This is a genomic window from Halorubrum sp. F4 (genome assembly GCF_027257195.1).
GTDB lineage: Archaea > Halobacteriota > Halobacteria > Halobacteriales > Haloferacaceae > Halorubrum.
In genome coordinates this window covers 146,270-158,511 of sequence record NZ_JAPDFS010000004.1, presented here as the reverse complement: position 1 = coordinate 158,511, position 12,242 = coordinate 146,270, and the positions used below count along the sequence as shown (strand labels likewise).

Here is a 12,242-nt window from a genome sequence, read left to right as displayed (position 1 = left end):
TCATAGACCGATGGCTCGAGTCCCCTCGATCGGTCTCTCCCGGTTCCCGACCGTGTTGCTCGCGGTGATCGCCAGCACGTTCTTCGTCGGGTTCGGCGGCGGCGTGGTCTTTCCCATCCTCCCGAACCTCGGCGCGGTCCTCGGCATCTCCGCGTTCATGGTCGGCGTGATCCTCTCCGCGAACCGCTGGGTCCGGCTCGTCGCCAACGCGCCCGCGGGCGCGCTCGTCGACCGATACGGCACGCGGAAACCCTTCGTCCTCGGGCTGCTCATCGAGGGGATCGCCACCCTCGGATACGTCGTCGCGATCGCGTTGCCGCCGGCCGAATCGCTCCGGCCGGCCCTGGCGGGACTGCCCGCGGGATCGATCGGACCGGTCGCGGTCGGTCCGACCGAGTGGTTCGCGGTTCTCGAGTTCGTCGTCGCGCCCGAGGCGTGGTTCCTGCTCGCACGCGTCCTCTGGGGGATCGGGTCCGCCGCGGTGTTCGCGACCGCCTACACCATCGCCGCGGACGTCTCCGACAGCGGGTCGCGGGGGACGAACATGGGCGTGGTGCGCGGCGGCATCACGATGGGCTTCCCCGCGGGTCTCGTGCTCGGCGGCGTCGTCTCCTCGCTCGCGGGCAACGTCGCGGCGTTCACCGTCGCCGCCGCGTTCGCGCTCCTCGCCAGCGTCGTCGCGTACCGGCTCGTTCCCGAGACGCACGTGACGACCGCCGGCGAGAAGCAGTCGGTCAAGCCGTGGGACGTCGACACCTCGACGCCGGCGGTGACGGTCGGGCTCGTGAATTTCGGGCTGATGTTCGCGTACATCGGGGCGCTTTTCGCCACCCTCGTCCTGTTCCTCGGCGAGACGGACATCTCGCTTCTGGGGCTCGATCCCCAGGGTACCTCGGGGTTGTTCATGGCCGGAACCGTGGTCTCCGCGGCGGTGTTCATGTTCGCCGGCGGTCGAGTCTCGGACTCTCGCGAATCGCGGACGCCGATCCTGCTGGGCTTTCTCGTCGTCTCGTTCGTCGGCTTCCTGCTTCTGGCGCGGGCGGGCTCGACGCTCGAGTTGGGAGTCGCCTGCGTCGCCATCGGCGCGGGACAGGGCGGAACGAGCGGTCCGATGATGGCGCTTTTGGCCGATCTGACCCCCGACGACCGGATGGGACGGGCCTCCGGCACCAACAACGTCTTCGGCGACATCGGGGGCGGGCTTGGCCCGATGGTGTCGCTCCCGCTCGTCGAGACGGTCGGGTTCACGCCGGTGTACGCGGCGTGTGCGGCCGTTCCGCTGGCGGCCGGGATCGCGCTGCTCGTCGGCGTCCGCCGGGAGACGGGGACGTTCGTCCCCGGCCGCGACGCCGGCGAGTCGGTCCGGGAGGACACCGCGACCACCGAGGCGTAAGCCGCGCCGCCCCGGACCGTCCTCTCCACCGCCATCGGACCGTCCTCTCCACGGCCGTCGGAACGCCGTATGCGAACCGCTCGCGCCCGCTGGACGAAAGAACAACCGTTAAAAGTCATCGGCGGGTTCGTACGGACATGGCTGGAACCATCGAAGCGCTCGTCCCCGGCGGGCAGGCCAACCCCGGTCCACCGCTCGGCCCGGAGCTCGGCCCGACGCCGGTGGACGTGCAGGACGTCGTGAACCGGATCAACGAGGAGACCGCCGCGTTCGACGGGATGGAGGTCCCCGTCACCGTCGAGTACGACGACGACGGCTCCTTCACGATCGACGTCGGCGTCCCGCCGACCGCGGAGCTGATCAAGGACGAGGCCGGATTCGAGACGGGCTCCGGCGAGCCCCAGAAGGACTTCGTCGCCGACATGTCCGTCGAACAGGTGAAGAAGGTCGCCGAACAGAAGTCGAGCGACCTGCTGGCGTACGACACGAAGAACGCCGCCAAGGAGGTCGGCGGCACCTGCGCCTCCCTCGGCGTCACCATCGAGGGCGAGGACGCCCGGACGTTCGACGACCGCGTCGACGCCGGCGACTACGACGACGTCCTCGAGGCGTAACGCTCCGGTTCCCCCGGTCGAGTTCACGCTGCCGACGGCTTCTCACCCGTTTCCGAATCCGAACGGTTGCCGCCCGCTTCCACTAGCCGGCCGTTTTCCCGCCTCCACTAGCCGGCCGTTTCCCCGTTTCCGCCTCCGAAGGCGGGATACGTCCCCGTCGCGAACCTCCGCCGATGACCGGGACGGACCACGAGAATCGAGGGTATCGACGGCTGTTCGGTCCCGACGGGCTGACCTTCGGGATCGGCTTTCCGCTCACCGGCGTGCGGGAGTCGACCCCGGCGGTCGACGAGGAGGTTCGGCTCGCGACCCACGCGGAGTCGGTCGGCTTCGACGGGCTCTGGGCGCGGGACGTGCCGACCTACTGGCCCCGATTCGGCGACGCCGGCGGGGCGTTCGACCCCTGGCCGCTGCTCTCGCACGTCGCCGCCCACACGGACTCCGTCGCGCTCGGGACGTCGAGCATCGTCCTCCCGATTCGGCACCCGATCCACGTCGCGAAGTCCGCGGCGACCGTCGACCGGCTCTCAGACGGCCGACTCGTTCTCGGGATCGCCTCCGGAGACCGCGACCCGGAGTACCCGGCGTTCGGCGTCGACCCCGAGGAGCGCGGGACCGTGTTTCGCGAGCGAGTCGAGGCGATCCGGTCGATCTGGCGCGAGGAGTTCCCGTCGACCGCGGGCGAGTGGGGGACGCTCGAGGGCGACCTCGACGTGTTGCCGAAGCCGACGACCGACACGATTCCCCTCCTTCCGACGGGCAACGCCCGCCAATCGACCGAGTGGATCGCCGAGCGCGGCGACGGCTGGCTGTTCTATCACCTTCCCGAGAAGACGCTCCGGTCGTACCTCGACCGCTGGCGCGAACTCGCGGGGGAGAAGCCGTTCGCCATCGCCGTCAGGGTCGAACTCGCCGACGACCCGGACGCCGACCCCGAGCACCTCCACCTCGGCTATCGGGCGGGCGTCGACTGGTTTCGGGAGTACTTCCGTGAGTTGGAGGGATACGGTCTCGATCACGCGATCGTCGGCCTGCAGGCCGACGACCCGGAGGCCGCGATGACGACGTTCGCCGGGGAAGTCATCGACGAGCTGTGACCTTCGGTCCGCCGTCGGAACCCGAACCGACTTTGCCCGCCCGGTCGCACGGGGAGCCATGACCGGACTCCTCGTCGCCGGCGAGACGCTCATCGACTTCGTTCCGGAGGGTCACGGCCCGATAGACGCGACGGAGACGTTCCACCGACGGGCCGGCGGCGCGCCGGCCAACGTCGCCGTGGGGCTCGCGAGGCTGGATGACCCGCCGCTGTTCTGGACCCGCGTCGGCGACGGCCCGTTCGGCGACTACCTCGCCCGGACGCTCGCCGAGGAGGGAGTCCGTGAGGACCTGATCGAGCGGGACCCCGACGCCGACACGACGCTCGTCTTCGTCAGCCTCGATCCCGACGCCGAACGGGCGTTCAGCTTCCACCGGAACGGGACCGCGGACACCCGGATGCGCCCGGGAACCGTCGACGACGACACCCTCGCGGAGACCGAATGGGTTCACGCGGGTGGCGTCGTCCTCGCGGACGAACCGAGCCGGACGGCGACGTTCGACCTCCTCTCGCGGGCGAACGACGTCGACGACGCGGTCGTCTCCTTCGACCCGAACGCTCGCCCGGAGCTGTTCGGGGGGACCGACTTCGCCGACACCTGTCGGCGCGCCTTCGAGCTGTCGGACGTGGTGAAGGCGACCGCCGCGGACCTCGTCGCGGCGGGCATCGCGGACCCGAGCGCGGACGACGGCGACGCGCCCGCGCTGGCCAGCGCCGTCTGCGATCGGGGCCCCCACACCGCGCTCCTCACTCGCGGTTCGGACGGCGCGTTCGCGCGAGCGACGCCGGAGGCACCGTGGAACCCCACGGACGAGCCGCTGGTGGTCGAACACGAGGGGTACCCCGTGGAGCCCGTCGACACGACCGGCGCGGGAGACGCGTTCACCGCGGGCGCGATCGCGGCGCTTTCCGCCGGCGAGTCCCTCGCGGAGGCGCTGGCGTTCGCGAACGCGGTGGCGGCGCGGTCGACGACCGCGAAGGGCGCGATGACGGCGCTTCCCACCCGCTCGGCGGTCGAGGCGATGCGCGCTGAGACGAACTGACTGGGGTCGACGGCGGCGTGTCGACCGATCTCGTGTCGATTGCGAGCCGTTCGGGCCGGTCAGACCGGGTCCGCCTTCGTCACCTCGATCTCGACGTCGTCGGGATCGACGCCGATCCGGGCGAACTGGGTCCGGACGTGTTCGCGGGCCGCGGCCACCGCCTGACCGCGGGTGTCGAAGCCGCGGGGCATCGGTTCCTCGAACGCGACGCGGATCTCCGACCCGTCGACGAGGAGCGCGGATCCGCCGCTTTCGACCTCGTAGAAGGAGTCGCACACCCAGACGTACGCGGCGTCCTCGTCGGGCGCGCCCTTGTACGTCGGCGGGTCCTCCCCCCGTTCGAACACCGTTCCGGTGAGGTCGGTCCCGCCGCCGCTGCCGCGAACGAGTATCATACCGACGGTTGGTGACTGACGCATAAAAGCCGTCCGTGCCTTCGACCCTCGGGGACGTCGGCGGTGACGGGCGTCGTCGCCGTCGGTCCAACCGTGTGGGGGAAACGCTTTGCGGGTGGAAGCCGGTGGCTGTGGCATGACCCTGGAGGACTTCACGGAGTTCGGTGACGGCGAGGGAGGCGGCGGCCGCGACGAGTCGAGCGCGGAGGGCGGTTCGGCCGATCGGGGTTCCACGGACGGCGGGTCCGCGTCGAGCGAACTGGATCGCGATCCCGTCGGCGGTGACTCTCCCGACGACGCCGCGAGCGACGACTTCGCGACCTACGACGTCGACCCCGCGGGCGACGACGCCGGTCTGGGGGTAGTCTCGGTCTCACAGGGGCTCCGCGTGTCCGAGGAGGCCGACGACACGGCGCTGAAGGCGTTCGTCACGACCGGCAACCGCGACGCGGTTCGCCTTGGAAAGTACCTCGTGGTCCCGTACCCGGACGGCGAACGGCTCTTCTCGCGTATCACGGCCCTGGAGTACGCTCAGGAGTTCCAATCGGACGACGCCACCGAGATCCACGCCCGCCGGCAGATGCGCCGCGACGACTTCACGGAGCGCGACTACAAGTTCATGGCCGAGCTCGAGCCCATGTCGGTCGTCTACGACGACGCCGACGGGCTGAGCCGCCGAATGACGGACCGCGTGCCGAAACCCGGGGCTGTCGTCGAGGAGGCCGCGGACGACGCGGAGATCAAGACGGGGCTGAAGATCCCCGAGGAGGGCGTCTTCCTCGGCCACCTCTCGGTCGGCGGCGAGAAGGTGAGAACCGCCGCCGAGCCGCCGACCGTCGACTACCGGATCAAGGACGACTACGGCGACGGCGACCCCCTCGCGTTCAGACACACGCTCGTCGCCGGCGGGACCGGCTCGGGCAAGACCCACGCCTCGAAGAACGTGCTCCGCCAGTACCTCGACGCCGACCGGACGTACCCGATGGACGACGGCCGGGAGGCCCGGATGGCCGTGGTCCAGTTCGACCCGCAGGACGAGTACGCCCAGATGCACGACGACAACCCGGAGATGGACCCCGCGACTGCCCGGCGGTTCGAGCGCGAGGGGATCGCCCACGGCGGCCACGACGACACGGTCGCGCTCGTGCCGAGCGTCCCGAACGCGACGTACCCCGGCCAGGGCCACCGCGCCGAACAGGTCGAGTTCACGATCCCGTTCTCGATGGTCGACGAGTACGACATGCCGTGGCTCGTCGCGGGCTCCGGGCTCAACGAGAACCAGTACCCGGCACTGTTGACCCTCCTCAACCGGTTCTTCGCCGATCACGGCGAGTCCGGGACCTACCGGCAGTTCCTCTCGTACCTCGACGACCCGGCGCTCAAGGAGGAGCTCGACGAGTCCGGGCGAGTCCACGAGAAGACGTTCGAGGCGGTCATGCGTCGGGTCCGGGGCGTTCCCGGCGGCGTCTTCGACGGCGACGCCAAGCCGATCACCGAGCTCGACCACACCCTCGTTCGCTCGGGCGGGCTCAGCGTCGTCCCGACCTACCACCTCCCGACCTCGAGACAGAAGGAGATCGTCGTGCTCGCGGTCTCGACGATGCTCGTCGGGGACAAGCTCTCGAACGATCCGCGGAGCGACCGGATCAAGGAGACCCCGCTTCTGGTCGGGATGGACGAGGCGCACAACTTCCTCGCGGACGCCGACAACGTCCAGGCGCGCAAGGTGCTCGACACGTTCACCGAGGCGGCCAAACAGGGCCGAAAGGAGCGGCTCGGCCTGTTTCTCATTACGCAGGACCCCCAAGACGTGGCCGAGTCCGTGTTCAAACAGGTGAACACCAAGATCGTGTTGAACCTCGGCGACGAGGACGCGATAGCGAGCGTGAACATCCCCTCGACGCTCGCGGGGAAGGTCCCGTACATGGAGAAGGGCCAGATGGCCGTCTACTCGCCGGACAACTCCGAGCCGGTCGAACTGATCGGGCTGTCGACGTGCGTCACCCGCCACGGGGACTGACCGGAGCGTCACCCTTGCCGAACACCCCGGCGTTTCCACGCCCGGGGAAACCGGCGACGCGTTTTTGAGACGACCGCGAGAACCCTCACGTATGACCGAACGGATCCTGGTGGCGGTCGACGGCTCCGAGGAGGCGGCGGAAGCGCTCCGGTTCGCGGCCGAGGAGTGGCCGGACGCCGACCTGACGGCGCTTCACGTGATCAACCCGGCCGACTCGACGACGGGCGCGGAGGGCGGGTTCCCGGGCGCGGTCGACCAGTGGTACGACAGCGCGAAGAAACGGGGCGAGCGGATCCTCGCGGACGCGACCGATCGGGTCGACCGCGACGTCGCGACGCGACTGGAGGTCGGCCGGCCGACCACGACGATCCTCGACGTCGCCGCCGGCGACGAGGACGGAGAGGGCGAGGACGCCGAGCCGTTCGATCACGTCGTGCTCGCGAGCCGCGGACGGACGGGGCTCTCACGGGTGGTTCTCGGCAGCGTCGCCGAGGGAGTCGTTCGGCGGGCGGAGGTCCCGGTGACGGTCGTGCGGTGAGCTACGCCGCCCCGTCGGGATCCACGTCCGCATCGTTTTTCGCCTCGCCATCGTCGTCGTCATCCTCCCTGTCGTCATCGTCATCCTCCCTGTCGTCATCGTCATCCTCCCCGTCGTCATCCTCCTCGCCTTCCTCGCCATCATCGCCGTCTACCACATCCGCGCGCTCCGCGGCGACGACCTCGCCGAGCATCGTCCAGCCCTCCTCGTCGGGGCCGGATCGACCGAGGAGGACCCGTTCGTGGTCCTCGGAGGTGACGAGGCGGAAGGCGGCGTCAGGCTCCGCGTCGGTCCGGACGCCCTCGCCGCGGAACTCCCGCTGAAAGAACTCGGTCGAGGAGAACTCGTACACTCCGGGCTCGCCGGAGTCGAGCTCGAGACGGATCGGGTCGGGCTGGACGTTGTGGATCCGCTTGGCGATCGGGTGGAGATCGGGCATGGTCGTGGGTTCGACGGGTCACGATAAAAACCCGATGAGCCGGCGGGCCGTCACGGCGGACGCCCACGGTACCGAAAGGGTAAAAGCCGGAACTGACCATGATACAGCCATCATGACCGCGTTCTCGACCGGAACCGCGATAGGGGTGTCATCGACCCGTGGGTGACGCCGAGGTCTCGAACGTCGTCCTCGTCACGGTCGACTCCCTCCGGGCGGACGCGGTCGGAGCCTACGACGAGGCGCGGCACACGCCCGTCATCGACGGGATCGCCGACCGAGGGACGGTCTTCGATCACGCCTTCGCGACGGGCAACTGGACGCCCTTCTCGTTCCCGTCGATCCTGGCCTCGAAGGACGTGTTCACCGGCACCGGCGACATCGGGGTCGAGGGGGCGTCGACGCTGGCGGAGACGCTCTCCGACGCCGAGCTCTCGACGGCCGGCTTCAACGCGGCGAACGGCTTTCTCACCTCGCATTGGGGGTATGACGACGGGTTCGACGAGTTCGAGCCGTTCGTCGCCAGCGTCGGGTCGAGCATCTACAGCCGGTACCTCGCGACCCATCCGACCGTCGAGGCGTGGATCCAGCTCGCGGCGTCGCCGCTTCGACGCGCGGGATCGTGGATCCGCGGCGAGACCGACGATCGACCGTTCCTCGACACGTCCCGGATGTTCGACGTCGAACACGCCGCGACGGACTTCATCGAGGGGGTCGACGCCCCGTTCTTCCTCTGGATCCACTACATGGACGCACACACTCCGTACGTCCCCGCACCGAGGTACATCCGCGAGGTGTCCTCGAACTGGCTGGGGACCCACCGAATGCTCCACGCGCACACTCGAACCGGGCTCGGCCTGGAGGTCGACGGCCGGACCCTCGAGGAGCTTCGCACGCTGTATCAGGCGGCGGTCCGCCAGATCGACGCCAGCATCGGCCGGGTCCTCGAGACGCTCTCGGCCGCGGGCGTCGAGGACGACACCGCGGTCGTCCTCGCGGGCGACCACGGCGAGGAGTTCCAGGAACACGGCCACCTCGCCCACTACCCGAAGCTGTACGACGAGCTGATCCACGTCCCGTTCGTCGTCGACGTTCCCGGATCCTCCGGACGCCGAGTCGACCGACAGGTCGGCCTCGATTCGATCCCGCCGACCGTGACCGATCTGCTGGGCGTCGAAGCGCCGACGGAGTGGGAGGGAACGAGCCTCGCTCCGACCGTGCGCTCCGGCGATGAGCCGGCGGACGAGCCCGTGGTCTCCGTCACCGTTCGCGGCGAGGACGTGACCGCACAGCCGATCCCTCGCTCGCTCGATGACGGCGAGCTGTACGTGAGCGTTCGCGACCGCGAGTGGACCTACATCGAGAACGTCGACGCCGGGACGACGGAGCTGTATCACCGGCCGTCTGACCCCCTTCAGTCGAACGATCGCTCCGCGGACCCGTCCGAGAAGGAGCGGGCGGTGGTCGACCGGTTCGCTCCCCTCGTCGAGGCGCACGCCGAGTCGGTCCGTGCCGGCGGAACGGGCGGCGACGACGGGGACGCCGGCGATGACGGGAACGCCGGAGGCGAGGGAGGCGACGAGTCCGTGGACGAGGACCTCAACGCTCGTCTGGAGGCGCTCGGCTACCGATAGATGGTTCGGTCGCTCCTCCGCGGCCTCGTGTACGGGCCGCTCGCCGTCCAGCTCCGGCGTTTCGTCACCGTCGGACTCGTCACGTCGGCGATCCAGATGGCGCTGTTGTGGCTGTTCGTCGACGTCGGAGGACTGAACTACCTGCTCGGCGCGACGATCGCCATCGAGTTCACGATCGTCCTCTCGTACGTCCTCAACAACGCCTGGACCTTCCGCGCCTCGAAGAACTCCGGTCGGATCGACTACTTCTCCGGACTGCTCAAGACCAACCTGGTTCGCGGGACCGCGATCCCGATCCAGCTCGCCATCCTCTTCGCGCTCGTCGAGTGGGTCGGGCTGTTGTACCTCATCGCGAACGCGGGCGCGATCTTCCTCAGCGGGCTCTACCGATACGTCCTTGACGCTCGCTGGACGTGGGGTGGCACGTGAGCTCCGTGACCCCGCTCGTCCCGCCCGTTCCATCCGCCCTCCTCGTCTCTCCCCTTCCCCTCGCCGTCGACGGGATGCTTTCGGCCCTCGGCGGCGGGTTCGAGTCGCTCGTCGAGTCGGCGACCGGCTGGCCCGGCATGGGGATCATCTTCGTGTACTCGTTTCTGATCGCGTTCGCGCTCCCCGGTCCGAGCGAGGTCGTGCTCGTCGCGCCGATCGACCTCGGGCTCCCGCCGTGGGCGCACCTCGGCAGCATCATGCTCGTCAGCGCGACGGGAAAGGCGGTCGGCAGCCTGTTCGCGTTCCACATCGGTCAGGAGGTCAAACGATCGGGACCCGTCACCCGGTGGCTCCGGCGGTCCCGGTGGAACGTCATGGAGTGGTCCGAGAAGCGTTCGGTCGAGCTCGCCCAGCAGTACGGCTACGGCGGCCTCGCGATGGCCCTCTCGGTGCCGTTCTTCCCCGACACCATCTCGATCTACGCGTTCGCGGTCCTCGAGCGCGACTACACCCGGTTCGCCGTGGCGACGTTCCTCGGGAGCCTCGGCCGACTCGTCGTCACGGTCACGTTCGTCGGCGGGCTGTTCACGGTGTTTTGAACGGCCCGGAACTCCTTTGATCCGAGCGCTCGACTCCCCGGTATGGATCTCCACATCGATCTCCACATCGATCACGTCACGATCGCGGGGCGGGACCTGGATCGTCTCGTCGACGCGTTCGAGGCGGCCGGATTCCCGGTCGTGTACGGCGGTCACCACTCGAACGGCGTCACGCACATGGCGATCGTCGGGTTTCGCGACGGGAGTTACCTCGAACTCATCTCGACGGTGGAGCCCGAAGCCGACTCGCCCTGGTGGGACGACCCCATCCACGGGGACGGCGGTCCGTGCGCGTGGGCGGTCAGGGCCGATGACATCGCGACCGCGAGCGCCGACCTCCGCGACCGCGGGATCCGAGTCGACGGCCCGTCGGGATACGAGCGGACGCGCGAGGACGGCACGCTCGTCGAGTGGGGCCTCACCTATCTGGGCGAGGGGGATCCGGGATCGACCCTCCCGTTCCTCATCAGCGATCGAACCCCGCGGGAGCGTCGGGTCCGGCCGACCGGGGACCTGGCGTCGTCGCCGATCGTCGGCGTCGACACGGTCGTGCTCGGCGTCCCCGACCTCGACGCGGCGATCGAGCGATTCGAGGCGGCGTTCGGGCTGGCTGACCCGAAGCGAGGCGAGTGTCCGGGACTCGACGCCGCGGTCGCGACGTACCCCGACGCGCCGGTCGCGCTGGCGGAGCCGCGCGGGGAGGGATGGCTCACCGACCGGCTCGACGCGTTCGGGCCGCGACCGGCCGCGTACCTGCTCGGGTACGAGGGCGATCCGGGAGACGTCGGCGACGGAGTCGCCGGCATCGACGATCCCGACGCGCTCGCGTCCGGATCGCTCGGGGACCGGCCCGTCGCGTGGTCGTCCGTGACGTCACCCGTCGGCCGGCGCTATCTCGGCTTCGTCGAGGTGGAACCGTAGGGGATGAAGAAGGGCGTTATTGGGTGTTACTTTCACTGGATTCTAACTGGATCCTCCGTTAGAGCGTGTGTGCACATCCACCTTTTTCTCGTCGGGTTCCCTCGCTCACTGGGTTCGCTTCGGGAACCGCTCCTCGAAAACCCTGGAGGGAAAAAGCCGACGGCCCGGCTTCGTCTCGCCGTCGGTGAACCGCTCACTTCGTCGCCGGCGCTTCGCGCCGGCTGCCAGTGGCGCGTCGCGCCACGCTGTTCGCGGATGCTCATTGTAGATGGCTCACGGATCGGTCAATACAACTGACGAGTTCCCAGGAGTTTACGCCGGTGGCTCAGTCGAGTCTAAGCAAGGCGAAGGCATCGACTCGTAACACGGTTCTACGATTCATCGGTCGTTACATCCTCACCCTCGTCAAGCAACTGTTGGGTGGGTTCTGCACCGTGTTCAACCAATTCGGAATCAAACGAGACGAGAGTTGCGTCGGCAGCCTCAGCTGCCGAGAGGATCATCGCGTCCATCGGGTACAGCAGCGTGTTCGATTGGAGACGGTTCGCTGCCATCATATCTGAGGCATCGGGGAAGGTAACGGTCATTCGCGAAGTGATTCGATTCTCGATGTCATCGATTCGGTCCCGTTCGAACCGTTTCTTCTTGCTCAGAACGCTCCGCAGTTCCATAAGGCTGAGAACCGAAACGAGCGGATCGTCGGCTTGATCAAGCAACTCGATCGCCTCATCAGACCGATCAGTATCCCGAGTGACCGCTGCGACGAGGACGTTGGTGTCGAGGAGTATCCTCATAACCGTTCGCGGATGTCACGAACGGCCTCAACGGAGTCGACTTCGACATCGAGTCCCAACTCTGAAAGTGCCTGTCCGAGCGGGACCGTTTCGTCGTCATCGGGGTCCGAAGAAACGAACTCCTCGAAGTCGTCCGAGGTGAGACTCATACACGTTATTGCCTGCCAATTCGCAAAAGGCTACTGGTGGGACTCGTCGCCCGAGCGATTGTGGATACTGGGATCTATTGAAACTCTCCGTAGCGGGCATATTCACACACCTTGGATCGCTCGATACAGGTGAGAGAAGCATCGATCCGCGGTGGCGCGCCTCCGAGCGGCCGGAGGCCGT

General features: G+C 68.4%; 13 protein-coding genes and 1 pseudogene. 10 read left to right on the top strand and 4 right to left on the bottom strand.

The window, feature by feature from the left end; translation table 11 throughout:
• Positions 1 to 10: 10 nt before the first annotated feature.
• From OKW78_RS11760 to OKW78_RS11745, 4 genes are all read left to right on the top strand, one after another.
• The gene (locus tag OKW78_RS11760; RefSeq protein ID WP_281195352.1) at positions 11 to 1,393 is read left to right on the top strand and encodes an MFS transporter; all 1,383 of its coding nucleotides are present in this window, start codon (positions 11 to 13) and stop codon (positions 1,391 to 1,393) included.
• Positions 1,394 to 1,530: 137 nt separating this feature from the next.
• Entirely contained in the window at positions 1,531 to 2,007 is a 477-nt protein-coding gene (locus OKW78_RS11755) for a 50S ribosomal protein L11 (RefSeq protein WP_122106026.1), read from the top strand.
• 173 nt (positions 2,008 to 2,180) lie between these two features.
• Positions 2,181 to 3,104: an LLM class oxidoreductase gene (locus tag OKW78_RS11750; protein WP_281195351.1), complete on the top strand. Its 924-nt coding sequence runs from the start codon at positions 2,181 to 2,183 to the stop codon at positions 3,102 to 3,104.
• A 58-nt stretch (positions 3,105 to 3,162) separates the two neighbouring features.
• Positions 3,163 to 4,146 (top strand): carbohydrate kinase family protein, encoded by a 984-nt coding sequence (locus tag OKW78_RS11745; protein ID WP_281195349.1) that lies wholly within the window; start codon positions 3,163 to 3,165, stop codon positions 4,144 to 4,146.
• Between the two features lie 59 nt (positions 4,147 to 4,205).
• Here the strand turns inward: OKW78_RS11745 and OKW78_RS11740 are convergent, their stop codons facing one another.
• A complete protein-coding gene (locus OKW78_RS11740) occupies positions 4,206 to 4,541 on the bottom strand; it encodes a hypothetical protein (RefSeq protein WP_281195348.1) in 336 nt (111 codons plus the stop codon).
• A 136-nt stretch (positions 4,542 to 4,677) separates the two neighbouring features.
• Here OKW78_RS11740 and OKW78_RS11735 point away from each other — a divergent pair, with 136 nt between their 5' ends.
• Both OKW78_RS11735 and OKW78_RS11730 read left to right on the top strand, forming a co-directional pair.
• Positions 4,678 to 6,561, top strand: a complete 1,884-nt coding sequence (locus OKW78_RS11735; RefSeq protein ID WP_281195347.1) for an ATP-binding protein — start codon at positions 4,678 to 4,680, stop codon at positions 6,559 to 6,561.
• A 91-nt stretch (positions 6,562 to 6,652) separates the two neighbouring features.
• Positions 6,653 to 7,099, top strand: coding sequence for a universal stress protein (locus tag OKW78_RS11730; protein WP_281195346.1), 447 nt, complete (start codon positions 6,653 to 6,655; stop codon positions 7,097 to 7,099).
• Positions 7,100 to 7,256: 157 nt separating this feature from the next.
• Here OKW78_RS11730 and OKW78_RS11725 read toward each other — a convergent pair.
• Positions 7,257 to 7,538, bottom strand: a pseudogene (locus tag OKW78_RS11725) (transcriptional regulator); the annotation flags it as partial.
• Positions 7,539 to 7,696: 158 nt separating this feature from the next.
• Between OKW78_RS11725 and OKW78_RS11720 the strand changes: the two are divergent.
• The 4 genes from OKW78_RS11720 to OKW78_RS11705 all read left to right on the top strand — a co-directional run bounded on the left by OKW78_RS11720 (position 7,697) and on the right by OKW78_RS11705 (position 11,118).
• On the top strand, positions 7,697 to 9,169 hold the full coding sequence (locus OKW78_RS11720) for a sulfatase (protein WP_281195345.1): 1,473 nt from the start codon (positions 7,697 to 7,699) through the stop codon (positions 9,167 to 9,169).
• Positions 9,170 to 9,598 carry a GtrA family protein gene (locus OKW78_RS11715; RefSeq protein ID WP_281195344.1) on the top strand — a complete coding sequence of 143 codons (429 nt, stop codon included), beginning with the start codon at positions 9,170 to 9,172 and terminating at the stop codon, positions 9,596 to 9,598. It abuts the gene before it with no gap.
• 74 nt (positions 9,599 to 9,672) lie between these two features.
• Positions 9,673 to 10,197 carry a YqaA family protein gene (locus OKW78_RS11710; protein WP_281195520.1) on the top strand — a complete coding sequence of 175 codons (525 nt, stop codon included), beginning with the start codon at positions 9,673 to 9,675 and terminating at the stop codon, positions 10,195 to 10,197.
• A 42-nt stretch (positions 10,198 to 10,239) separates the two neighbouring features.
• The gene (locus tag OKW78_RS11705) at positions 10,240 to 11,118 is read left to right on the top strand and encodes a VOC family protein (protein ID WP_281195343.1); all 879 of its coding nucleotides are present in this window, start codon (positions 10,240 to 10,242) and stop codon (positions 11,116 to 11,118) included.
• A 371-nt stretch (positions 11,119 to 11,489) separates the two neighbouring features.
• On the opposite strand, the gene OKW78_RS11700 is transcribed toward OKW78_RS11705, so the two are convergent.
• Both OKW78_RS11700 and OKW78_RS11695 read right to left on the bottom strand, forming a co-directional pair.
• A complete protein-coding gene (locus tag OKW78_RS11700; protein ID WP_281195342.1) occupies positions 11,490 to 11,912 on the bottom strand; it encodes a PIN domain-containing protein in 423 nt (140 codons plus the stop codon).
• Positions 11,909 to 12,061, bottom strand: coding sequence for a hypothetical protein (locus tag OKW78_RS11695; protein WP_172861719.1), 153 nt, complete (start codon positions 12,059 to 12,061; stop codon positions 11,909 to 11,911). The genes OKW78_RS11700 and OKW78_RS11695 overlap by 4 nt, the downstream gene beginning before the upstream one ends.
• Between the last annotated feature and the right edge of the window lie 181 nt (positions 12,062 to 12,242).